Raw genomic sequence first — 22,510 nt, forward strand, 5'->3', positions numbered from 1 at the left:
TAGCCACCCGGGTGGACCGTCGCTACACTCCGTCGCGAGGTCACGTTCCCTCCGCGGGCCCCGCGAGACAGAAGAAATGAAGCATCTCCAGAGATTTGGCACTCCCCTGCTCGCGCTCGTCGCCATCGCCCTGGCGTTCCGGCTGTCGCAGTCGGACCACCGCGGCCACGCACAGCAGGCGGATCCCTCCGACTCTGCGGCGGCGGCGCGGGCCCAGCGGCCCTACGGGCTCTCCCAAGTGCGGGTGCTCAGCCGCGCCATCCGCGAGGTGTCCGACGGGTACGTGGACCCTGACCGGGTGAACCACCAGCGCATGTTCTTGGCGGGCCTCAATGCCATCCAGCGCAGCGTCGCTCCCGTCATGGTGGACTACCGCGAGGGCGAGGACCGCGTACACCTCCAGGTGCGGTCGCAGCAAGCGTCCTTCGCCGTGTCGGACATCAACTCGCCGTGGGCGCTGACCGACCGGTTCCGGCAGGTGTTCGAGTTCCTCGAGGCCAACCTCGGCGAAGAGACCGACCTCGACCTGCGCGACGTGGAATACGCAGCCGTCAACGGCATGCTGCGCACGCTGGATCCCCACACCAACCTGCTTACGCCGGACGTGTTCGAGGAGATGCGCATGAGCACGCACGGCGAATTCGGCGGCCTCGGCATCGTCATCTCCATCCGGGGTGGCCACCTGACCGTCATTCGTCCGATGCCGAACACCCCGGCGTCCCGCGCGGGGCTCGAGCGGGGCGACCGCATCGTCAAGATCGACGCGGAGAGCACGCTCAACATGCCGCTGGCGGAAGCGGTCTCGCGACTCCGTGGCGAGCCGGGCTCCCCGGTCGACGTCTGGTACTCGCGCGGGTCGGGCAGCTCGTGGTCTGCCCCGCGGCGGGTGCGCCTGGTGCGCGCCATCATCCACATCGAGTCCGTCGAGCACCGGATGTTGGCGAACAACATCGGCTACGTGAAGGTCAGCGGCTTCCAGGGCAACACCACGGAGGACCTCCAGCGTGCCCTGGTGGCGCTCCACCGTGAGAACCTGCGCGGCTTGGTGTTGGACCTGCGTGGCAACCCGGGGGGGCTGCTGGACCAGGCGGTGCGCATCGCGGACCTGTTCCTCACCAGCGGGCCAATCGTGAGCACGGACGCCCGCGACAGCCGCAACCGCGACCAAAAGTTCGCGCAGCGAGAGGGCACTGAACCCAACTACCCACTGGTGGTGCTCATCAATGGGGGCAGCGCGTCGGCGAGCGAGATCGTCGCGGGGGCGCTCAAGAACCACAATCGCGCGCTCGTCATCGGGCAGACCAGCTTCGGCAAAGGCTCGGTGCAGGTGCTGCAGAACTTCGAGGACGGCTCGGCCCTCAAGCTGACCATCGCGCAGTACCTCACGCCAGGCGAGATCAGCATCCAGGGTGTCGGCATCGTGCCGGACATCAACGTGGTGCCCATGACGGTGGACCGCGAGAACATGGACCTGCTGCCCAACGAGACGTACCTGCGCGAGGCCGACCTGCGCGCTGCGCTGACCCACGACAGCGCACGTCAGTCGGGCGCGGCCGTGCCGCTGGTGCGCTACTACTTCGACGCGGCGGCGCGTCGCCGCTTGGCCGAGGCCGACCCCGATGCGAACGAGGAGAACGAGGAGGAGGCCGAGTTCCTCATCCGCTTCGCCCAGCAGATCCTGGCGGGAGCCCAGCGCCCGGGGCGGCTCGAGATGCTGGCGGACGCCGCCGACGTCATCAGCAGCACCCAGGCGCGCGAGATGGACCGCGCCGTCGCGGAGCTGCGTGCGCTGGGGGTCGACTGGTCCACGGGCCCCAACGCTGGCCCTAGCCCCGCGGAGGTGGTCCTCAGCACGAGCGCTCCGAACAATCAAGGCCGCGCTGGCCAGGACTTCGTCTTGACCGCGCGCGTCACCAACCGGGGCGAGCACCCCCTCTACCAGGTGCGCGCCATCACGAAGAGCGACTACGGCCTGTTCAACGGGCGCGAGCTGGTCTTCGGGCGCATCAATCCGGGCGAGACCCGCGAGTGGAGCACGACGCTCGGTCTCTGCACCACGGAAGAGCCCCGCAACCAGCGCGTGTGTCGCCTCCCCCGAGACATCATCGACCGCGCAGACGCGATCCGCGTGGAGTTCAGCGAAGAGCACGAGCGCGCGCCCGCGCCCGCGGAGATTCGCACGGAGCTGCACGCGCTCGTCGGCCCACAGTTCGCATACTCGCTCCAGGTCGCCGACGACGTCCGCGGAAACGGAGACGGTCAGCTGCAGGTGGGCGAGCTCGGCAGCATCTACATGCGCGTGAGGAACGTCGGCGAAGGGCCCACCTTCGGCGTTCAGGCCAACCTGCGCAACCTGAGCGGCGCCGGCGTCCTGCTGCACGCGGGTCGCTTCGAGCTCGAGCCCATCGCCCCCGGCGCGGAGCGCATGGTGCGCTTCACCTTCGAGGTCTTGCCCGAGTTCCGACGTGAGACGGCCAAGCTGGAGATCTCGGTGTACGACACGGAGCTGCGCGAGTCGGTCGTGGAGAACGTCGAGGTGCCGCTGACCGTCCCAGCGCGCGAAGTCTCGGCAGCGAGCGGACGCGTGCAGGTGGCGGCCGGAACGGAGCTCCGCGCGTGGGCGGACCCGAGCGCCCCCGTGGTCGCCATCGCCGAAACGCCTACGTCGGTGAGCCGCACGGCCACGCTCGGAGAGTTCGCCCGCGTCGATCTTGGAGAGGGGCGGCCAGCGTGGGTTCTGGCGGCGTCGCTCGGCAGCGGTGCTGCGCGTGGCGAGTTGACGTACCCCATCACGCACCGCGCTCCAACCATCGAAATCAGCACCCACGACCAGCACGTCACTCGCGACGCCACCTTCACCCTGCGCGGTACGGCCCGCGACGACCAGCGTGTGCGCGACCTGTACGTGTTCGTGGGTGCTCGCAAGGTGCTCTACCGCGCCGCGCCAGCGCCGGACACGCGGGAGCTTCCGTTCGAAGCGAGCGTCCCCCTACACGGCGGCATCAACTACATCACTGTCTTCGTGCGCGAGAGCGACGAGGTCATCTCTCGAGAGGTGCTGCAGGTGCGGCGTGACGCTCCGGACGGGTCCCTGATGGAGACGCCGCGCTTCGACGAGGAGCTCTACGACGTGGTCCACGAGTGATACGCACCGTCCGCTAGCACCTTGACGGAGCAGAGCCAGGCTCGCTCCGCCGGACGGCTCACGTGGCGGTCAGGGGTGGCCGTGGTTGGGACGCGCCCTGCCATCTTTGTCCCGCCCCGCGCGCGTCGTACCGTCGAGCGCGATGCCCCCGTGATGGCCTCGGCGAGGTTGAGACGCCAATCAGCCTACCAGGCGGTTTGCCAGCTCGTCGTTGTCGAGCCTAGCGATGACGTTCGCACGGTCCAGGAACCGTCGATAGTCCTTCATGACCCTCTCGCCGAGGCCCCCATCCCGGAGGTGGAAGTCCAAAATGCGGGTGGTGGCGAAACGCGCCGCGCCGGCCAAGCACACCGTGCGCAGCCCCGCGACCTCCGACCGCGAGAGCGGACGCGCTTGCTGATAGCCCGCGCACAGCGCGCGTGCGACGTCCCAGCGGAAGTCGTCGCCGTAGCACCATGCCAGGAACACGACGGCGAGATCGTACAGCAGCTCGCCATCCGAGGCGCTCTCCCAGTCGATGACAGCGGAGATGCGGGGGCCGTCCCAGAAGACGTTGTCGCGGAACATGTCTCCGTGGATCACCCCCCGGGGGAGATCGGTGGGATACGTCGCGTCCACCTCGGCGCAGAGGTCCCGTAGCCGCGCGACCGGCTCCGACAGCTCGGGGCGGCTCTGGGCGGCGGCGTAGTCGAGGCGCTCGGGCAGAGTGTCACGTTTGAAACGGCTCGCCCGCCGGGTCGGAAAGCTGCGACCGACCTCGTGGATGCGCGCCAGCGTCAGCCCCACCTCGTGGGCCCGTGCGGCGTCGAACATGCCCCCGCAGATGTCTTCGCCAGCCACGACCTCGAACACGGCGGTTGGCTTCCCCGCCACGCAGATCGCCCCAGGCGCTGGGCCTGCAACGCGCTGAGGCACTGGTATCCCGGCCTCTGCCAGGAAGTCGAGCAGCGACCACTCGTAGGCCACACCGTCCGTCCCCTGCTCTTCGTAGATGCGAAGGAAGTGTCGCCCCCCCGGGGAGCGCAGGAAAAAGTTGGAATTCACGCTACCGGCCGAGACCGGGGTGATCTCGAGGCAGGGACCCAGCGAGTGCGCATCGGTGATACGGCTCGCGTCTTCAAGACTGAGCGAGGTGTAGACCGCCATGTTCCGCGCGTTGTCGCATGCCGACGGCACTTTACAAACGGAAACCACAAGTGATATGGGGCAGACGCACTACCGGGGGGTCATCCGGCAGCGCCAGGAGACGCCGTGGTCAAGGCATCGTCGAAGAGTTCAGCGAAAAGCGCAGGCGGAAGCAAGAGCCACCGTCCACCCAAAGCGGCGTCCCACACTTCGGTGAAGGCGCCGTCCAAGGGGAAGGTCAGCGCGAAGAGCAGCGGTTCGACGGCCAAGTCGCCCAGGTCCGCAGCCCCATCGACGGCCAAGCGCGCCGCGAAGACGCCCTCGGAGCGGTCGACCAAGTCGGCCCCGAGCCCAGCCACGTCCGGACGCGGCAAGTCGACGTCGACAAAGGCCCCCAGCCCGAAGGGGAAGTCCGCCTCGGCCACAGCGTCGAAGGCCCGGGGAGCGGCCGTCCCCAAGGTGAGCAAGGCCGCCAAGGCGATCGCGACCGCCAAGGGCAAGTCCGCAAGCGCTGGCCCACGGACCCGCGCCAAGACCGACAAGGCGCCTCGCGCCACGCGGACCAAGGGCACGCCGCCGGGCCGCATGCGCGCGCCGATCGCGCCGATCGACACGATCCGTACACCCGCCAAGGCCGATGATCTGAAGGCGCGCCTGGGTCGGATCTCGGGCGTGATCGTCCAGCTTCGCGGTCTGAAGCGCTCGCTCGAGCGTTCGTTCTTCGAGGTGGGCGAGGTGCTGCACGAGGTGAACGAATCGCGTCTGTTCGAGGTCAAGGGGTACTCCTCGCTGGAGGCGTTCCTGGACCGGGAGACCGACCTCGGTTCCAGCGCCGGGATGCGGGCACTGCGGGCCGTTGGCGTGTTCCAACGTGAGCCCGCGGAAGCGGCTGGGTTCGCGCGCGTCTCGGCGGCCCTGCGCGCCCTCGATGGGGAGCCCGACGCTCCCAGCGTCGGGGATCGACACACGGCCGCCTCGCTCCCCCCGCACAAGCTCTGGTAGCGCCCGACGGCGGATTGGCGCGGGCCCCGCAGCGAAGGCGTGATAGAGTCCCGCGTCCCCATGCTCCGAACCGCTGCCATCGGCGTCCAGAACGCGCCCCTCACGAGGCCAGCGCGTGCCTGAAGATCTGGGAGGGAGGTTGCTCGCGGCGACGCTCGTCACGCGCGAGCAGGTCGCCGAGGCCGTGCGGAGCCGGCTCCCGTTGGCGCCCGCCCTCGTGGAGGGCGGACTCGACGAGTACGTCCTGGAGTCGTTCTTGCGAGGCGAGGGCTTCGAGTCGGAGGACACGCTCGAGGTCGTCCACGGTGTCCTCGACCGGCTCCCTGGGACGGTCGCCCAGCGACTCTGGGCGCTGCCCCTGCGCGTCGAGGAGGAGGGGCTGGTGGTGGCCATGGCCGACCCGAGCGACGCCCACGTGACGCGCGAGCTCGCCCTCATCAGCGGCACACTCCTGCTGCCGCGCGTGGCCCGGCTGTCGCTCCTACGGGATGCCCTGCACCGCGCCTATCCCGACGACATCCCGGCCGAAGACGACGATGACGAGCCCGACATCACCTTCGAGCTGACGCGACCACGAACCCCGGGGGCCGGGCTGAGCCGTCCCACCGAGGATCCCTCCGCTGCTCCTGCCGACGAGGTCGTCCTCCTCGTCCGACCGAAGGCAGCAACCGAAGACGCCAGCGCCGCTCCGAAGGTCAACGTGCCCGAGAAGCGCTTCAGTCGTCCGCCTGGCGTCGATGTTCCGCACGTCTCCACCCTGCCCTCCTCGCCCCCGGCGCGTCTCGGCGACGTCCACGCAAGCGATGACGACCCGGAGATAACGATCGACTCGTTCTCGAACACGCGTGCGAGCCTCCCGGACGCGGACACGGCCACTGCCAACGCGTGGGGCGTAGGAGCGCGACGGCCCGCTGGTGCGTCCATCGAGATCGATCTATCGGACTCTTGGGACGACCTCGACACACCGAGCGCCGAGGTCGTTCGGCCGTCGTCGGCGCCGTCCCTGAACAGCGTCCGGGGCGGGCGCAAGTCCTACGGTCGCGCGCCCGTGCGTGCACCGGGAGACATCGGAACCACCCTCGCGCAGATGCGCACCCTGCGCGACCGCGACGCCGTCCTCACCATGGCGTGCGAGGCGACCCTGCTGGTGGCTCGCGCCGCCGTGTTCCTCGCTTTGAGAGGACAGGTACTGCGTGGTTGGTCCGGGCGGGGAGGCAGCCTGACGGCCGACGCCGTCCGCAACCTTTGGATCCCGATCTCGACCCCGTCGATGTTTCGCGGCGTGGTGCAAGACGGCGCGCGCTACGCGGGGCCGTACGGCGTGACCGCGGCAGACAACCTGTTCCGAGCGGCCACGGGCAGCCGTGGCGGCGTGGTGGTGGTCTGCCCGGTCGAGGTGATGGGCAAGACGGTCGCCGTCCTGGTGGCGGACGACGTGCGGTACGGCGAAGACGGCACCGAGCGCGTGGAGACGCTCGCGCAGGCCGTCGGCGACGCGCTCAAGCGCATCATCCTCGCTCGCAAGGGCTGAGCGCTCCAAGCCCCAGGCACGCGTGTCCCGTGCCGTCCTGCGTCGGGGCCTGGTCGTGGGTACCCGAGCACGGTTCGAACGCGCGTGTCGCACGCCGTGTGTGCGTTGGTGGGGCCGCACGCAGCGAGGCCCTTCCCGTGGGCGCAGCGGAGCCGTCTTGTCAAACCGATCCGCGATGGAGGAGGCGATCGGTTCGCGGAAAAGCGATCGCTGTGACGAATTCGCGCGCAGTCAGTACCAATGTCATTCCAAACACTTAGAGCGCAATACGTCGCGTGACATGATGTATTGTGACCCTACGTTACACGTCACGGATTGTCATCGTGTGAGCGTGGTGGTAGATCGTCGTCATGCGGATCTCCAACAGCTTCTCCGAGGGCGAAATCCAAGTCCTCGAGTTCATCCTCCAGACCCTCCTGCGTGGTGGGTCCCCTCACCTGGCCACTCGCAACAAGGACTTCGCCTCGGTCTACCGTAAGGTCATGACCATGAAGAAGCGCGTGAACGAGAAGAAGGACGACGCCGTGGCACAGTCGTCGGTCGGCACCATCGCATCGCCGCGCGATGAGGACGAGGCCGACACGGCGAGCGTCAAGGCCGGCTGAATCCCGCAGGAGACCCTGGTGGCGGGGCTGGCGCTTGACTTGCCCCGGCCCCTCACGTAAGCGCGAGGCCCATGCTGCTCCTACTCGGTGGCCGCGTGCTCGACCCCTCCACCGGTCGAGACGAGACGGCAGATGTGGTGGTCGAAGCTGGGCGTATCGTGCGCGTTGGCCCCGGAGCCGCGCGTGAGCTCGCAAGTCAGGAGCGCATCGAGCGCATCGACTGCGCTGGCAAGTGGGTGGTCCCCGGGTTCATCGACCTGCACGTGCACCTGCGCGAGCCCGGGCACGAGTACAAGGAGGACCTCGCGTCGGGTCTGGCCGCCGCGGCTGCCGGCGGGTTCACGACGGTGTGCCCCATGGCCAACACCAAGCCCTGCAACGACAACCGCGCCATCACCGAGATGATGATGAGCGGAGCCAAGGCGGTCGGGCGTGGCGTGCGCCTGCTCCCGTTTGGCGCCATGACGAAGGGCCTACAGGGTGCGGAGCTCGCCGAGATGGGCGACATGCGCAAGGCCGGAGCCGTGGGTGTGAGCGACGACGGGCGCTGCCTGATGAACGCCGCCGTGATGCGCCGCGCGCTCGAGTACGCGAGCACCTTCGACCTGCTGGTGTCGCAGCACGCCGAGGACCACCACATGACCGAGGGCGCGCAGATGAACGAGGGCGAGCTCTCGACGCGCCTCGGCCTGCGTGGCTGGCCGCGCGAGGCGGAAGACATCATCGTCGCTCGCGACCTCATCTTGGTCGAGCGCACCCGCGCGCGGTACCACGTAGCCCACATCTCCAGCATGGGCGCCGTACGTCTGGTGCGCGAAGCCAAGGCCCGCGGCCTGCGCGTCTCGGCCGAGGTGACCCCGCATCACCTGACGATGACCGAGCAGGCCCTCGTGAGCTACGACACGCACTGCAAGGTCAACCCGCCGCTGCGCACCGAGGAGGACCGCGCTGCGCTCATCGCGGCGCTCGCGGACGGCACCATCGACTGCATCGCGACCGACCACGCGCCCCACTCCACCATGGAGAAGGACTGCGAGTTCTCTGCCGCCGCGGTTGGCATCAACGGCCTCGAGACGGCCATCGCCAGCACGCTCGCCCTCGTGCGCGGCGGTCAGCTCAGTCCCCTGCGCTGGGTGGAGTCCCTCTCCACCTCGCCCGCCAAGCTGGTGCCCGACCTGGACGCCGGGACCCTGCGCGAAGGCGCGCGCGCCGACATCACGGTCATCGACCCCGAGCGCCGCTGGACCGTCACGCGAGAAGCGCTACGCTCGAAGTCGTTCAACACGCCGCTGCTCGACCACGAGGTCGTCGGCGGAGTGTACCGCACCATCGCAGCGGGCCAGGTCGTCCACCAAGCGCCCAGCGCCTGAGTCCACCGTCCTCCACGCGAACGCGCGAGAGCGCGCTGAGCACCCCGAGCGGCCTCTGCTCGCCCACCCCTCGACGCCCCCAAACCGATGACAGCACCGACGACGACCTCCCGCCATCGCCATACCGCGCGCCCCGCTCACCTGGCCCTCGCCGACGGAACGGTCTTCACTGGCATCTCGGTGGGCGCCGAAGGCGAGACCAGCGGCGAGGCCGTGTTCACCACGGGCATGACCGGCTACCAGGAGGTGCTCACGGATCCCTCCTACTGCGGGCAGATCGTCACCATGACGGCACCCCAGATCGGGAACACCGGCGTCAACGACGAAGACCCCGAGACGGACCGCCCCTACCTCGCCGGGTTCATCATGCGCGAGCTGTCGCCCGTCGTGAGCAACTGGCGTTCGAACAGCTCCCTCCACGACTACCTGGTCAAGCACGGAATCGTCGGGTTGGCGAACATCGACACCCGCGCGCTGACGCGTCACATCCGCGACAACGGAGCCCAGACGGGCATCATCGGCACGGGTGACCCGGCCGCGCTCGTGGCCAAGGCCAAAGCGGCGCCCAGCATGGAGGGGCTGGATTTGACGGGGAACGTCACCACGGCCGAGCGCTACACGTGGAGCACGTCGGGCGCGCCCTGGACGACCCAGGCAGCGGACGCCGCGCTGCACGTCGTGGCGCTGGACTTCGGGGTCAAGCGCAACATCCTGCGCTGCCTGGTGGACGCTGGGTGCAGGGTCACGGTGGTGCCAGCGCGCACTTCGGCGGCCGACATCCTCGCGCTGAAGCCAGACGGGGTGTTCCTGAGCAACGGCCCTGGGGACCCGGCTGCGGCGACGTACGCCATCGAAACGATTCAGGAGCTCATCGGCAAGACGCCGCTCTTCGGCATCTGCCTGGGGCACCAGCTGCTGGGGCTGGCCCTGGGCTGCAAGACCTACAAGCTCAAGTTCGGGCACCGTGGGCTCAACCAGCCCGTCAAAGACCTCTCCACGGGCCGCATCGAGATCACCACACAGAACCATGGCTTCTGCGTCGATGTCTCGTCCATGGCGGGCAAGTGCACCATGACCCACGTGCACCTCAACGACGGCACCTGTCAGGGGTTCGAGCACACGGAGACCGGGGCCTTCGCGGTGCAGTACCACCCCGAGGCGGCCGCTGGCCCGCACGACTCACGCTACCTGTTCGAGCGCTTCGTGCAGCGCATGAACGCCGCGCGCGCATGACACGCTGGCGACGCCCCCTGCGTGAGCTCGGGTGCCTCGCCGCGACCCTCGTCATGTGCAGCCTCTTTGCAGGGTGCCGCGCGCATGTGCCCGTGCCCGATGCGCGAAACCCCGTTACCCAGGGGGTGGCGCCGGGCTGCCTCACCGTCGAGAACCGCCTGCCGGATCTCGTGTGCTACGCCTACGTGAGCCAGAGCGAGCGCGACTGGGGGGACGACCGCCTTGGCCCCGCCGAGACCATCGATCCCGGCAGCGCACGCCACTTCCACGTGGGCGAAGGTACGTTCCGCGTGCGGCTCGAGGACTGCTCGCGGCGCGCGGTGTACCAACGGGACGCCATCGCCGTCGGGACAGAAGGCGCAGCTGTACGCCTGTTCTTCCGCGAGTAACCTCGGCGCCGGTCAGCACGCCCATGCGCACCGACGGCCATGCCGGGTGCCTAGGGCCGCATCGACCATAGGCAGGCCTCGTCGACCCAGGGCTACACCGGCGCGGACAGGAAGCGCAGCGCCGGATCGTACACGTCCGCGACCACATGGCGGCCGACCGCCAAGTCCCCATGCCCGTAGTCGGCCGCGTACCCCTGCTCCACCCCGAGGACCCGCAGCTCGGGGTTCAGCCCCGCGTCTGCCCCCCACAGCGCGGCGGCGTATGCGACCCCAGACACCCGCGCGATCCGGTCGGCGGCCCCCGCGAAGAACAACGCTGGCGTGGTGACCGCGCGCAGCCCCTCGCAGACCTTGTCGTCTTCGACGCGCAAGAAGCCCTCGTCCCCCAGCCACTCGCCGAAGTCGGCCGCCAGAGCCGCAGGGATGCTCTCGATGACGTCTACCAACGCGCGCGGTGCGACCCCGCGCTCGACGTTGTCCGGGTTGTGGACCAGGCGGTGGAAGGGGCCTGGCAGGAAGTCGGCGATGAAGGCGAAGGAACGCGCCCAAAAGCGCAGCGGTAGCGAGGGCACGAGCACGCGCGGCAGCAGACCAGCGACCCGCAGGAACCCGAACGGGCGCAGGACGCGGCCAGGCGACCCAACGATCACCACGCGGCGGACCTCGGCACCTGGGACGCTCCGACCGAGCGCGCCGTAGATGACCATGCCACCCATCGAGAACCCCACGAGGTCGACCTGAGCAGCGCCCGTCTGCACCAGCACTGTGCGGACCCCGGCCGGCAAGTCGTGGTCACGCATGGACCGATACCGCGCGCGACGCCGCTCGGCCCAGGAGAGGTCCGTGCGCCCACAGCGCAGCGTCAGCAACCACACGTCTCGCCCTGCGTTCGCCATGTGGCGGGCCATGCTGCGGTCGGCGCGGACGTCGAGGTTGCGGTGACTGGCGGCGATGCCGTGCACCATCAGCACAGGGGGCGCGTCTGGCTGCGCGTCGTTCCCTCCCACGCGCCGCAGCTCGATCGCGCTGCCGTCCTCGGTCGGCACGCGGAGCACCGCGCTGTAGTCGAGCGTGGTCCCCAACCGTCGCACCCAGAACACCAGGTGCGCCCACCAGAGGAGCGCTAGCGCCCCCACGCCGCCCAGTGCGATGGCGTAGCTCATGCGGCACCGACTATGCCCTCCGCGACCGCGCGTGCAACTGGGGCGTCCTCGCCGTTCGCGCGCGGCGCGCGGGCGTCGGGAGCCGTGAACGGGTGCCGACGGACCGCGAGGCCCCGGCGACCACGCGTTCCAAGGAGGCGTCACGCGCTCGTCAGACCCACAGCGATGCCCGCAGCTTCTCCATCTGCGAGCGCTCGTCGGACAACTGCACCAGCGTCATGCCCGTACCTGCGGTGAGCTCCGTCAGCGCACCTTCGCCCCTCGCCCGAGCCTCTCGGGCCGCTCGAATGAGCTCGGCGACGCTGCGCGTCATCTCGGCGTTGGCTTGCGCGACGAAGCCCGTGAGGCGCTGACCAAACTCGTCGATGCGCTGGTCGAACGCGTCAGCCATTTTTGCCGCCGCCTCCTCGACGGCGCGTGGGGCCTCGGCCTTGGCGCGCTCCTTGGTCTGCTTCTCGGCGCGGCCGCGGAACACATAGGCCAACACGGGGGCCGCCAGCGCCATGGCGCCACCCACCACGATGTTGCTCAAGACCATCAGCGTGACCCCGAACGCGCCCACGGCGAACACGGACACGTCGTACGCCAGCGTGTTCACCTCGAGGTGCAGCTCGGGGCCGTCCCCGAGTGACTGACGCAGCCGCTCGGCCTGGGCCTTGGCGTCCTCGCTGACGAACGCGATGGCCTCCTCCGCGACGCGCTCGAGGCGTTTTGCGATCTCTTCGGTCTGCTCCTCGGCGAAGTCGCGGAAGCGCGCCTCGATGAAGCCCGCCAGGTGCGCCTGCAGGTCCTTCGCGTCCGCCGCGTCGATCTCGGCGGGCAGCGACTGCGCGAAGCTGCGCCCGAAGCTCTGCACGTCCGCACGCACGACGGCCTTCACGGCCGCGATGTTCTCACGGATGCGCGCCCCCCGCGCCGCGATGCGCTCCTCGCTCGCGTCCAGGTCGGCCTCGAGCGCGCCCAGCCGGCGCTCCATCTCGGACGCCTCCATCTGCAGCGCGCGCTGCTGCACCTCGATACCAGACACCAGCGTGTTCGCCGCGCGGATGCCCGCCTCGAGCCCGTTGTCGATGAGCACCCTGCCCCGCTCCTCGCGCAGGTAGGTTGTGAGGAAGGCGCTCAGCTCCGGCAGTCCTGAGTCGGCCGCACCCTCGAGCGCCCCCTCGGCGCTGATGCCGAACACCCGCGGCTCGGGCAGCAGCTTGGCCAGGTTCATGCGGGCGTATTCCAGCGCCTCGTGTTGCTCCGCCGCGTCCAGGAGGTCCATCTTGTTCACCACGAACACGACCTTGTCGCGGCTCGCGCTGAGCAGCTTCCCGACGATGAACTGTCGCTCGCTCTCCTTGAGGATCTGGCCCGCGTCCAAGAGGAAGATGACCGCGTCCGCCTTGGGGATGTACTCGTAGGTGATCTCGGCGCGCGCGTCGTTGAGGTCGTTCACGCCCGGTGTATCCACCAGGATCACGCCCTCCCCCAGCATCGTGTTGGGGTACTCGAGATCCAGGTGTTGCACCCCATCGGCGATGGCCGACCCGCCGACCTCGTAGTTGGCGATGTTCGCGAACGGCACGGCCTCTTCGCTCCCATCCGTGCGGACGGCGGTGGCGGTCTCCGACTCGCCGTGCCGGATGCGGTGGATGACCGCCGTCGTAGGCGTGACCCCGGAAGGCAGCACGGCCTTTCCCAACAGCGCGTTCACGAACGTGGTCTTGCCGTGGTTGAACTCTCCCAGCACCACCAGGTGGAAGCGCTCGTCACGCAACCGCGCGATGCGGTCCTCCTCGAGGCCCTTGGCCAACGTGGCGGCACCCGCGCTCTTCGCGAGGCGCGCCACGTTGCGGAGCCTCGTCAGCGCCTCGGTTCGGAGCTCGGTGTAGTCAGCTGCCACGGATACCTCAGGCTTTCCCGTCGGCGGCGCCCGGCGCTCGGTCGAGCGAGGGGTCCGCGATCTCGATGATGCGCGCGGTGCGCGAGTCCACTTCCGGCATGCCGATACCCCCTGCGCCCAACCCCGCGGCCCGCCGGTACAGGTCGCTCTCGGCGAACACCTGCAGCGCGTGGATGCGCTTGGGCAGGTAGGGGTGTGTCGCGAACGCCTCTTGGTAGCGGCCGAGGTTGCCCCGGCCGTCCTCGAACTGCTCGAGGTACGCGTCCAGGTCGATCTGGGCGTAGAGCTTCTGGCTGCCGCACGCGAGCTTCAAGAACGACCGCCGCGCGCTGTCCAGGTCTCGACTGCACAGGAGGCCGGCGCGATCGCAGGTGATCTCGGCCCGGCGGGACCACGTCGCCAGCGCCACCTCCGCGGGCGCGATGATCCACCGCAGAAAGATGGCGGCGCTGGTCTTGAGCACGCGCAGCACCGTCCCGTACACCACGTGCCGGTTCTGGACGTGCCCCATCTCGTGGCCGATCACGAAGCGCAGCTCGTCGTCGTCGAAGTGGTCCAGCAGCGCGGAGTGCACCACGATGAACGCGTCGTTGTTGGTGCCGAAGGTGTACGCGTTGATCACCGGGCTGTTGGCCACGTACAGCTTGGGCAGCGGGATGCCGAGGGTATCCGCGCACCCTTGCGCGATGGCGTGCAGGTGCGGGATCTGCCGGTCGCTCACTCGGAGCATCGTACCCAGTTGCTGAGCATCCATGAGCTGCGCGCTGGCTCGGACGACCGATGCGGCCGCCAGCTCGACCGGTCGGATGCGCTCGAAGGCCCGCAGCATGGCCACATCGGCGGAGAACGCGTAGTCGGGCGCGCCGCTGGGCCGCGCGACCGTGCCCCCTCCGGTCTGCGACCGGACGTAGCTCTGGAAGTCGGTGGGCTGCTTGGACATACGAGTCGAAGATACGGCGAGGGGCCAGTCGATCTATCCCGACAACGCCCGAACTCGCAACCTTGCTCCCGGATGTCCGCATTTTCCCTTACGGGCGTCCGCCCCCGCGGTCCCGCTCGGTAGCGTTGCAGGGGGCGCCAGTGTGGGTAAGGAACCCACCATGGCCGGAATCACCATCGTCGGCACGGGGCACTACGTCCCGGGCGAGCCCATCCCGAACTCCCGCTTGGCGCGGGTCATGGACACCGACGATGCGTGGGTACGCCAACGCACGGGCATCGAGCAGCGCCACTTCGTCGCGGAGGGCGAGGGCGTGAGCGACCTGGCGCTCATCGCGGCTCGGCGCGCGCTCAAGGCTGCCGAGATGGAGCCCGAGGAGATCGACTACATCATCTTCGCGACGATGACGCCGGAGCACATCTTCCCGGGTTCGGGCGGCCTGCTCGGCGCGAAGCTGGGCATCCCGCGGGTCCCTGCGCTGGACATCCGGCAGCAGTGCGCCGCCATGCCCTACGCGTTCCAGGTCGCCAACGGCCTGGTCATGACCGACCAAGCGAAGACCGTGCTCATCCTCGGCGCGGACGCCCACGCGGGCTTCATGCCATGGGACGACTGGGACGTCGTCACCGGTGACGCCGAGCGGGAGATCACGCAGGAAGCCTTCGAAAAGGGTACCCGCCACCGCAACCTGGCGGTGCTGTTCGGCGACGGCGCCGCAGCGCTGGTGGTCCAGAAGGCCCCGGAGGGTGCCGGCTTCCTCGGCACCGAGGTGCACACGGACGGGCGTCTGTTCGACCGCATCTACATCGCCAGCGGGGGGTTCAAGACGCGCCCCTACTTCACGCCGGAGATGTTCGAGCGCGAGGAGCACATCCCCAAGATGCAGGGGCAGGACCTCATGAAGGTCGCGGTGACGGAGCTCAACAAGGTGGTGCGCTCGCTGACCGCCAAGCACGGTGTGTCCCTCGACGACATCGACTGGTTCGTGGCGCACCAGGCCAACGACCGCATCAACGCGGCCGTGCAAAAGGCGCTGGGCGTCCCCGCGGAGAAGGTCCCGAGCAACATCGCCCGCTTTGGCAACACGTCGGCCGCGACCATCGGCATCCTGCTCGACGAGATGCTGCGAGACGGGCGCGCCCAGCGCGGTCAGCTGATCTGCTTCTTCGCGCTGGGCTCTGGCCTGAACTGGGGCGCGACGCTCATCCGCTTGTAGGTCGCGTGGCCCTGCGGCCGCACGGAGACGCGCGGCCGCGCCACGCCTGCCCCGTGCGAATACGGCGTGGCTCGTCAGTGCCGCGCGCGACGGTGCTCCACCATGAAGCAGCGATCTTGCACGACCGCGATGCCCGCGTCGGCCAGCGACAGCGCCGAAGCATCGTCGCGGATGCCCGACTGGAGCCACACGCACTTGGGACGCAGCGCGAGCAAGGCCCGCACGTGGTCGGCCACGTCCTCCGAGCGCCGGAACACGACGACGACGTCGATGTCGTGCAAGCGCTGCAGGTCGCGTTCCACCGGCAAGCCCAGGATCTCCTTTACCTCCGGGTAGTACACGGGGACGGGGATCACCTCGATCCCGACGGTGTCCATGTAGGCGGGGACGTAATACGCCGGCTGGTCCTTGTGGGTGTCTGGCTTGATCCCGAGGACGGCCACGCGTCGGGCATCGAGCGCGATCACCCCGACTTGCGCCGGCTCGGTGACGATGAGGGGATGGGGGGATGTCATCAACCCCAATCATGGAGGCTTCGGCCGGCACCCGCCAGGACTCGGGTCCGGTGCGGCCGTAGGGCGCTCGACTGCCTGATGCGAAGGCCGGGGCGGGCGCAGAGGGGCTGCCATGGGGTGGCGGGGTGGCGCTCAACCGCCCGATGCGGGGGCTGGCGGCGCGGCTGGCGGTGGTGTGCCCGCCGTCGCGAGCGTCTCGGTCCTCCCATCTGGGTAGATGGCGACGGCCCAGCTCTCGGCCTCGTACGCCCCTCCCGGGACTCCGGCGTTCCAGTCGAGGTTGAGCCACAGCGGGCAGTCCTCGGCCGGCCGGTAGTGGATGCCGTTCACATGCTGTCGCAGCGCCCGGTCGCGCAGGTGCTGGTAGTGGTCGTCGAGGTGAGCGCGCACGTCCTCGGGATCACCGGCGAGGCACACCTCCGGGTACGCGTGGCCTCCTTCGGGGCCGCTCATCATCACGATGCGCGCGCGCCCTCCGATCGAGGTGAGCATCGCGGCCACGACGATGGCGAAGTCGTCACAGTCGCCGACGTACTCGTTGGTGATGGTCTCGCTGGCGTGCGCGAAGTACTCGCTGCCCTCCGGATCATTGACGTAGCGCCAGCTGCCTCGCACGTGGCTGAAGATGTTCGCCACCTGCTCGATGCTGAAATTGCCCTGCGCATCGGCGGCGATGCGCGCCGCGGTGTTCCGCACGACCGGGTTCGAGCTGTCCATCGACGCCACCACGCGGTCGCGCGTGTGGACACGCACCGACAGCTCCTCGGCGCTGGTGGGCCGTGGGCCGATGGGCTGCAGCTGCTCCCGCACCACCCGCGCTCGCTCCTCGCCTCCGTGCTGCCACAGCCACACGCCGATCCCCGCTGCGACGCCCAACATCAACAGTGACGCGAGGATGCTCCCAGCCGACGACTGCCGAGGAGGGGCCGGTACGGGCCTACGTCCAACGATCAAGGCCGTATGGCAGGCTGCGCACGACAGGGTGCCTCCGTCGAAGCCCGTGGGAATGAGCCCAGTCTGACCGCAGGCGCCACAGATGTACTTGCGGCCCGGGATGCTCATCCCGAGAATGGTGTCGCCGGCCGCGCCACGGCGCAGGAACGCATACATGTCGGGGTGACCCCACGGAAACGACACCGCGCCGAGCCGGAGGTCCTCCCCAGGGCGGATCTGCAGCTGGGTGACGCGTTGGCCTCGGACCCACGTCCCGTTGGCGCTGCCCAGGTCTTCCACCAGGAGGGAAGCCCCCTGCCAGGTGAGGCGTGCATGGCGGCCCGAGACCGTTCCGTCGCTCAAGACGAGTCCGCAGTCGCGAGAGCGTCCGATGACGATTTGTTGGCTGTCGCTCATGGTGCAGGGGCGGCGGGTGCGGCGCGCTGGGCATCCAGCACTCTCAGCACATTCTCACCGAAAATCGCCGCGACGGGGAGCTGACGTGCCTCGAGGGCGGCGCGCAGGGCCGGCAGCTGGGACACGTCGGACAGCCCCGAGGGGAGCTCCCCCACCCCATCGAAGTCCGAGCCGAGACACGCCGCACCAGGTCCGCCAACCTCCGTGACATGGGCGAGGTGGTCGGCCAGCCGCTCCACCGTCGGGTAGCCGAGCTGGGGATCCAGCTGCTGGGCCAGCGCGAGCGCCGCGGTGGCCCGTCCCCGATAGTGGCCGTGCTGCGCGCTCAAGTCGCTGAAGTCCTGGGGGTTGCGTCGCTGGACGCGTCGGCGCCGAGCGCGGTAGGCCGCGTCGATGAACTGCGCGTAGAAGTTCACGCAGACCGCGCCCCCCCCGGCCGAGATGCGTCGGATCATGTCGTCGGTGACGTTGCGCGGGTGCGCGGCGAGCGCGCGGCTCGCGCTGTGGGAGGCGAGCAGCGGTCGCGTGGCGGTGCGGGCGATGTCCTCGAACGTGGCGTCGCTGACATGGGAGACGTCCACGATCATCCCGAGCGCGTTGAGCTCGGCGACGAGCGCACGACCGACGTCCGTCAGCCCCTCACTCGGAGCGCGCCCGGTCGCGCTGTGGCCGAACACGTTGTCGGTGGACCACGTGATGGTCATGTAGCGCACGCCGCGCCGGAAGAGCTGCCGCGTCCGCGCGAGCGCCTGGTCGACATCGTCCGTGCCGAGCCCGTGTGCGCCCTCGAGCCCCATGAGGATGGCTGCCTTGCCCGCCGTGAACGCCGCACGAACCTCGTCGCCGGTGGTACACAGGGCGGCCACTTCCGGGTGTTGCTGCACCAGCTCCTCGACCGCTCCGACGAGCGCGAGCGTGCGGCGCCAGGCGCGCTCGCCCCGGTACTTGCGCGGGTCCACCCAGATGCTCAAGAACACCCCCCCGAGCCCGCCCTCGCGCATGCGGACCAGATCCAGGTGTCCGTCCGGGAGCCGTCGTGTGAGGTCGGCGCCTTCGTCCAGCATGCGCTGCGTCGTGTCGGCGTGGGTGTCGATCGCGAGGAGCGGCGTGGGCTGTACGTTCGATGGCGCAGGCTCTCCGACCGGTCGGTCGGTCTCCTCCCGTTCTGGCTCGACGGTCCGTGTGGTCGTCACGCTCGGCTCCGCCGCGTGTGGGGCCCCGCCCTCGGGAGCGTCGCTACACGCGGCGACGAGGCACACCCAGACCCCGCTCGCCAGCAGCAGGCGGCGCCTCCCCGTCGTGCTGTCGCGTGCGGCCTTCCAGAGCATCGGCCCGATGTACTCCGCTAGGTCGCGGGCATCAAGGGCGCGTGGACGCCCCCAATGCGTAACGAATACGCCCCTCCACGAACGTGCCCCGCAACGCCGAGGTGCACACCGAGCCAGCGCGCGATACACCGCGCGCGATGCTGCGAGACAAGGTCATCGTCATCACGGGTGCGGCACGCGGCGTCGGGCTGGCGTGCGCGTCGCGGTTCGCCTCCCAAGGCGCCCTGTTGCTGTTGAACGACGTCGGTTGCGACGTGACCGGCCACGGCGCGGCCCCTGGCCTGATGGAGGAGGTCGCCGCACAGCTGCGCGCCCGAGGAGCGCAGGTGGAGAGCGATGGGCGCGACATCACGGAGCAAGGCGTTCCGGAGGCCCTCTGCGAGCTGGCCGCCGCACGCTTCGGTCGGCTCGACGGGGTCGTGTCCTGCGCTGGCGTGGTGGAGCGTGCGCGGTTTGGCCGCACGTCGGACGCGGCGCGCGCGCGCGCGTTCGCGGTCTCCGTCGAAGCCCCGCTGGCGTTGACCCGCGCTGCACACCGGCACATGGCGCGCAGCGGGGGTGGGAGCGTCGCGCTGCTGGGTGGCACCGCCGGTCTGAATGGACAGCGGCGTGAGCTCGCGAGCGCCATGGCACACGGAGCGCTCGTGGCGATGGTCCGCACCGCCGCCCTCGAGTTGCGCTCGGACCGCGTGCGCGTGAACGCCGTCATCCCCACTGCGCTCACCCGTCAGACCGAGGACCTCCCCTTGTTCCAGAGCGGACACGCCAAGCTCGCGCCAGAACACGTCGCTCCGCTGGTGGCGCACCTGATGAGCGACGCAGCGAGCGAGGTCTCGGGTCAAGTGGTCGGCGTCGCCGGCGCGCGCTTCTTCGCGTACCAGGTGAGCGAGACCGAGGGCTACTTGGGTGACGGGGACCAACCGCTGACCGAAGCCGAACTCGTGGCCCACTGGGACGCAGCCACACGCTGAAGGTTCGGACATCAGGCAAACCCACCGGACAGCCGCCGTCACGGCGCGGCTGTCGACCGGGGGTCAGAGGTCGATGATGACCACGCCGCGCTCTGGGGCGTCTGGATCGCGCCCGTCATCGTCCGCCTGCGGCAGCGGTGGCCGCTTTGGAGGCAGCGGCAGCTGAAGCGCGGGTTGGTCTCGGATGGACCGTTCTCGCTCTTCTCTCTGCCGGATCTGGTCGATGATGAACGGAGGTAGCACGATGTTGTTTCGTTCGTCGTCCACTATACCAAGCGCGGTGTAGGGGACAACATTCACACTATCTTTTTGTTGGCGTCCGCGTGACGCCCTGTTCCCTTTGACGCCAGGGCGTCCGAAACGTTTCGCGGCGGCGGGTGTCCGTGATGTTGTAGGTTCGTGACGTCCGATGACCAACCCGCCTGATCGGCCACGCGTGCAAGGGGCACAACGGTTCCGCCGCGCTCGGCGAGTTCTTGCGTTGCGGGTGCTCGCAGGAGCCTGTGCGCTGTCGGCGCTCGGAGTCGCCCACGCGCAAGAGAGGCCCTATGCGCCCGAGAGCGAAGCGTGGGATGGGCTGAGTCGCTTGGTCGAGATCGCGGCCGAGCACCACATCCCGCTGGAAGTACCGTCGGAGCTCGACCTGGGGTCCCTGACGCGTGAGGACGCGCTCGTCATCCTTTACCCGAGTGAGTCGCTGCCAGCGAGTCTGGGTGGCTTCATGGCCGAGGGTGGGCGCGTGGCCGTGGCCGATGACTTTGGCGAGGCGGGCAGCTTCCTGCGCATCTTCGGCATCACCCGGGTCCCCGTGAGCGCCGAGGGGTTGCGCGGCAATCCGAACCTCCCAATCGCTGCACCGCGCGGCGCACACCCGATCACGGCCGGGGTGAGCGCGCTCGTCACGAACCACCCCACCGCCCTCGCCCATCCAGAGCTCGTGCCGGTGTTCGCGCTCGGCGAGGCGGACGCGGCCGTGGTGCTCGCGGGCGCCGTCGGCTCGGGGCGGCTGATCGTCATCGGCGACCCCAGCCTGCTGATCAACAACATGATGCAGTTTCGAGGAAACGAGCGTTTCGCGCTGAATTTGTTGCAGTATCTCAAATCCGAAAACGGGTCGGGGCGCGTGTTCTTGATGACGCCTGGGAGCGTGGTGCACGGCCGCTTCGGCACGCTCAACGCAGACCGACCGCTGGAGCGCACGCGGCTCTCGCTCGAGCGCGCCGGCGCGCTCGAGCTGCCGGACCTCATGGTGCGCGGGGTCGCCGCCGCGATCGCCGCCATCCTGCTGATCTTCGCGGCGTCCGCGTTGCCCAAGCAGTCGCCGTATCAACGGAGCATCTTCCTGCCAGTCGAGGGGCGCGCGACGGGCGGGACGGGAGGGCGTCTGGCGCTCCTCCGCGCCGAGGACGACGCGCTGTCCGCGGCGCTCGCATACCGCTTCGAGTTGCTGGTGGAGCTGCGTCGCCGCCTGTCCCTGCACCCCGACACGGACGGCCCCAACGTGCTCCGCGCGCTCCAGGTCCGCCTCGCCCCGCAGGCAGCAGACGAAGCCGCCGCGCTGCTCGGTCGCCTGGATCGCCTGTGGGTCCAGGTCGACGTCCGAGGCCGCACGCCGCGCCTCCGACGAGCCGCGCTCGCTTCCATGGTAAAAGGGGGCGAGGCGCTGCTGGGCGGGCTCCCCGACCCGGCGGCCGCGACAGCCCCACGCCCTGCACCGACTCCCCTCGAAGACGCTGGATGATCCCGTGACCGAACCACAAGTAGCACTGGCCCAGCCCGGGCTGGGCCCCATCCCAGCCGAAGTCCTGCGACACGCCGCGCAGCGCGCGCGCACCGTCATCGCCGCGGTTCAATCCGTGTACGTCGGCCCAGACGCCGTGCCCGAGCTCCTGCTCGTCGCGCTCCTGGCACGTGGCCACGTGCTCCTCGAGGGCGTCCCTGGAGTGGCCAAGACGACCCTCGTCAAGGCCTTCGCGTCGACGCTCGGCTGCGGCTTCCGCCGTATCCAGTTCACGCCGGACCTCCTGCCGGCGGACATCACAGGCACCTACGTGCTCGACCCCCGCAACGGCTCGTTCGACCTGCGCACCGGCCCCATCTTCGCGAACGTCGTGCTGGGAGACGAGATCAACCGGGCGCCCGCGAAGACGCAGAGCGCACTCCTCGAGGCGATGCAGGAGAGCCAGGTCACTGTGGAGGGCGAGACTCGGGCCCTGCCGGCGCCCTTTCTCGTGCTGGCCACGCAGAACCCCGTGGAGCAAGGCGGCACGTACCCGCTGCCCGAGGCTCAGATCGACCGCTTCCTGGTACGCATCATGCTGGGCTATCCGAGCGAAGAGGCAGAGCTCGGGGTGCTGCGACGCTTCGCGGCCGCGCCCGACATGCCCGCCCCAGTCCTTACGCCCGCGGCCATTCTCGAGCTCCAGGGCCTCGTCGAGCGCGTCCACGTGGAAGACGAGGTGCTGTCCTACGTGGTGCGTCTGGCACGCGCGACCCGCTCGCATGGCCGGCTGCTGCTCGGTGTCAGCCCGCGCGCAGCGCTCGCGCTCGTGAACGCTGCACGCGCTCGCGCCCTCCTCGACGCCCGCGACTACGTCCTACCGGACGACATCAAGCACCTGGTCACACCGGTGCTGGCACACCGTCTCGTGCTGACGCCCGAGGCCGAGATGGACGGCGCGAGCGCCGACGACATCCTCTCGCAGACCCTGTCCCGCGTGACCTTGCGGCGAGGCTGAG

Annotated in this window: 20 protein-coding genes; 11 read left to right on the forward strand and 9 right to left on the reverse strand. The window is 69.5% G+C overall.

The window, feature by feature from the left end; all coding sequences use genetic code 11:
• Nucleotides 1-76 precede the first annotated feature (76 nt).
• Nucleotides 77-3,145, forward strand: a complete 3,069-nt coding sequence (locus H6726_15025) for a PDZ domain-containing protein (GenBank protein ID MCB9658962.1) — start codon at nucleotides 77-79, stop codon at nucleotides 3,143-3,145.
• Nucleotides 3,146-3,325: 180 nt separating this feature from the next.
• Here H6726_15025 and H6726_15030 read toward each other — a convergent pair whose 3' ends face one another.
• Together H6726_15030 and H6726_15035 are read right to left on the reverse strand one after the other, a co-directional pair.
• Complete coding sequence (locus tag H6726_15030; protein MCB9658963.1) at nucleotides 3,326-4,291, reverse strand: homoserine kinase; 966 nt, start codon at nucleotides 4,289-4,291, stop codon at nucleotides 3,326-3,328.
• Between the two features lie 80 nt (nucleotides 4,292-4,371).
• Nucleotides 4,372-4,737, reverse strand: coding sequence for a hypothetical protein (locus tag H6726_15035; protein MCB9658964.1), 366 nt, complete (start codon nucleotides 4,735-4,737; stop codon nucleotides 4,372-4,374).
• Here H6726_15035 and H6726_15040 point away from each other — a divergent pair.
• From H6726_15040 to H6726_15065, 6 genes are all read left to right on the forward strand, one after another.
• Complete coding sequence (locus H6726_15040) at nucleotides 4,730-5,272, forward strand: hypothetical protein (protein MCB9658965.1); 543 nt, start codon at nucleotides 4,730-4,732, stop codon at nucleotides 5,270-5,272. The two genes, H6726_15035 and H6726_15040, sit on opposite strands and share 8 nt — an antisense overlap.
• A 115-nt stretch (nucleotides 5,273-5,387) precedes the next feature.
• Nucleotides 5,388-6,803 carry a hypothetical protein gene (locus H6726_15045; protein ID MCB9658966.1) on the forward strand — a complete coding sequence of 472 codons (1,416 nt, stop codon included), beginning with the start codon at nucleotides 5,388-5,390 and terminating at the stop codon, nucleotides 6,801-6,803.
• Between the two features lie 350 nt (nucleotides 6,804-7,153).
• On the forward strand, nucleotides 7,154-7,408 hold the full coding sequence (locus tag H6726_15050; protein MCB9658967.1) for a hypothetical protein: 255 nt from the start codon (nucleotides 7,154-7,156) through the stop codon (nucleotides 7,406-7,408).
• A gap of 71 nt (nucleotides 7,409-7,479) precedes the next feature.
• A complete protein-coding gene (locus H6726_15055; protein ID MCB9658968.1) occupies nucleotides 7,480-8,778 on the forward strand; it encodes a dihydroorotase in 1,299 nt (432 codons plus the stop codon).
• A gap of 87 nt (nucleotides 8,779-8,865) precedes the next feature.
• Nucleotides 8,866-10,011 carry a glutamine-hydrolyzing carbamoyl-phosphate synthase small subunit gene (gene carA / locus H6726_15060; GenBank protein MCB9658969.1) on the forward strand — a complete coding sequence of 382 codons (1,146 nt, stop codon included), beginning with the start codon at nucleotides 8,866-8,868 and terminating at the stop codon, nucleotides 10,009-10,011.
• Entirely contained in the window at nucleotides 10,008-10,400 is a 393-nt protein-coding gene (locus tag H6726_15065; GenBank protein MCB9658970.1) for a hypothetical protein, read from the forward strand. The genes carA and H6726_15065 overlap by 4 nt, the downstream gene beginning before the upstream one ends.
• A gap of 92 nt (nucleotides 10,401-10,492) precedes the next feature.
• On the opposite strand, the gene H6726_15070 is transcribed toward H6726_15065, so the two are convergent.
• The 3 genes from H6726_15070 to H6726_15080 all read right to left on the reverse strand — a co-directional run bounded on the left by H6726_15070 (nucleotide 10,493) and on the right by H6726_15080 (nucleotide 14,391).
• Nucleotides 10,493-11,563, reverse strand: coding sequence for an alpha/beta fold hydrolase (locus H6726_15070; GenBank protein ID MCB9658971.1), 1,071 nt, complete (start codon nucleotides 11,561-11,563; stop codon nucleotides 10,493-10,495).
• A gap of 151 nt (nucleotides 11,564-11,714) precedes the next feature.
• A complete protein-coding gene (locus H6726_15075) occupies nucleotides 11,715-13,451 on the reverse strand; it encodes a dynamin family protein (GenBank protein ID MCB9658972.1) in 1,737 nt (578 codons plus the stop codon).
• 7 nt (nucleotides 13,452-13,458) lie between these two features.
• A complete protein-coding gene (locus H6726_15080; GenBank protein MCB9658973.1) occupies nucleotides 13,459-14,391 on the reverse strand; it encodes a M48 family metallopeptidase in 933 nt (310 codons plus the stop codon).
• A gap of 160 nt (nucleotides 14,392-14,551) precedes the next feature.
• Here H6726_15080 and H6726_15085 point away from each other — a divergent pair, with 160 nt between their 5' ends.
• Nucleotides 14,552-15,607, forward strand: coding sequence for a 3-oxoacyl-ACP synthase (locus tag H6726_15085; protein ID MCB9658974.1), 1,056 nt, complete (start codon nucleotides 14,552-14,554; stop codon nucleotides 15,605-15,607).
• 74 nt (nucleotides 15,608-15,681) lie between these two features.
• Here the strand turns inward: H6726_15085 and H6726_15090 are convergent, their stop codons facing one another.
• From H6726_15090 to H6726_15100, 3 genes are all read right to left on the reverse strand, one after another.
• Entirely contained in the window at nucleotides 15,682-16,122 is a 441-nt protein-coding gene (locus H6726_15090) for a CoA-binding protein (protein ID MCB9658975.1), read from the reverse strand.
• Between the two features lie 132 nt (nucleotides 16,123-16,254).
• On the reverse strand, nucleotides 16,255-17,472 hold the full coding sequence (locus H6726_15095; protein MCB9658976.1) for an FHA domain-containing protein: 1,218 nt from the start codon (nucleotides 17,470-17,472) through the stop codon (nucleotides 16,255-16,257).
• Complete coding sequence (locus H6726_15100) at nucleotides 17,469-18,800, reverse strand: membrane dipeptidase (protein MCB9658977.1); 1,332 nt, start codon at nucleotides 18,798-18,800, stop codon at nucleotides 17,469-17,471. The genes H6726_15095 and H6726_15100 overlap by 4 nt, the downstream gene beginning before the upstream one ends.
• A gap of 137 nt (nucleotides 18,801-18,937) precedes the next feature.
• Between H6726_15100 and H6726_15105 the strand changes: the two genes are divergently transcribed.
• Nucleotides 18,938-19,771, forward strand: coding sequence for an SDR family oxidoreductase (locus H6726_15105; protein ID MCB9658978.1), 834 nt, complete (start codon nucleotides 18,938-18,940; stop codon nucleotides 19,769-19,771).
• Between the two features lie 63 nt (nucleotides 19,772-19,834).
• Here the strand turns inward: H6726_15105 and H6726_15110 are convergent, their stop codons facing one another.
• Nucleotides 19,835-20,014: a hypothetical protein gene (locus H6726_15110; GenBank protein ID MCB9658979.1), complete on the reverse strand. Its 180-nt coding sequence runs from the start codon at nucleotides 20,012-20,014 to the stop codon at nucleotides 19,835-19,837.
• Between the two features lie 244 nt (nucleotides 20,015-20,258).
• On the opposite strand from H6726_15110, the gene H6726_15115 reads away from it, so the two are divergent.
• Nucleotides 20,259-21,512 (forward strand): hypothetical protein, encoded by a 1,254-nt coding sequence (locus tag H6726_15115; GenBank protein MCB9658980.1) that lies wholly within the window; start codon nucleotides 20,259-20,261, stop codon nucleotides 21,510-21,512.
• Nucleotides 21,513-21,576: 64 nt separating this feature from the next.
• The gene (locus H6726_15120; GenBank protein ID MCB9658981.1) at nucleotides 21,577-22,509 is read left to right on the forward strand and encodes a MoxR family ATPase; all 933 of its coding nucleotides are present in this window, start codon (nucleotides 21,577-21,579) and stop codon (nucleotides 22,507-22,509) included.
• Nucleotide 22,510 lies beyond the last annotated feature (1 nt).

The sequence above is a fragment of the Sandaracinaceae bacterium genome, from assembly GCA_020633055.1.
Taxonomy (GTDB): domain Bacteria; phylum Myxococcota_A; class Polyangia; order Polyangiales; family Houyiibacteriaceae; genus JADJJE01.

What these genes read in the sequence shown, in the direction of transcription:
- carA (MCB9658969.1), top strand. Translation starts at nt 8,866, where the DNA reads ATGACAGCACCGACGACGACCTCCCGCCATCGCCATACCGCGCGCCCC.
- H6726_15105 (MCB9658978.1), top strand. Translation starts at nt 18,938, where the DNA reads ATGCTGCGAGACAAGGTCATCGTCATCACGGGTGCGGCACGCGGCGTC.
- H6726_15080 (MCB9658973.1), bottom strand. Translation starts at nt 14,391, where the DNA reads ATGTCCAAGCAGCCCACCGACTTCCAGAGCTACGTCCGGTCGCAGACC.
- H6726_15070 (MCB9658971.1), bottom strand. Translation starts at nt 11,563, where the DNA reads ATGAGCTACGCCATCGCACTGGGCGGCGTGGGGGCGCTAGCGCTCCTC.
- H6726_15100 (MCB9658977.1), bottom strand. Translation starts at nt 18,800, where the DNA reads ATGCTCTGGAAGGCCGCACGCGACAGCACGACGGGGAGGCGCCGCCTG.
- H6726_15055 (MCB9658968.1), top strand. Translation starts at nt 7,480, where the DNA reads ATGCTGCTCCTACTCGGTGGCCGCGTGCTCGACCCCTCCACCGGTCGA.
- H6726_15030 (MCB9658963.1), bottom strand. Translation starts at nt 4,291, where the DNA reads ATGGCGGTCTACACCTCGCTCAGTCTTGAAGACGCGAGCCGTATCACC.
- H6726_15085 (MCB9658974.1), top strand. Translation starts at nt 14,552, where the DNA reads ATGGCCGGAATCACCATCGTCGGCACGGGGCACTACGTCCCGGGCGAG.
- H6726_15050 (MCB9658967.1), top strand. Translation starts at nt 7,154, where the DNA reads ATGCGGATCTCCAACAGCTTCTCCGAGGGCGAAATCCAAGTCCTCGAG.
- H6726_15095 (MCB9658976.1), bottom strand. Translation starts at nt 17,472, where the DNA reads ATGAGCGACAGCCAACAAATCGTCATCGGACGCTCTCGCGACTGCGGA.
- H6726_15090 (MCB9658975.1), bottom strand. Translation starts at nt 16,122, where the DNA reads ATGACATCCCCCCATCCCCTCATCGTCACCGAGCCGGCGCAAGTCGGG.
- H6726_15025 (MCB9658962.1), top strand. Translation starts at nt 77, where the DNA reads ATGAAGCATCTCCAGAGATTTGGCACTCCCCTGCTCGCGCTCGTCGCC.
- H6726_15065 (MCB9658970.1), top strand. Translation starts at nt 10,008, where the DNA reads ATGACACGCTGGCGACGCCCCCTGCGTGAGCTCGGGTGCCTCGCCGCG.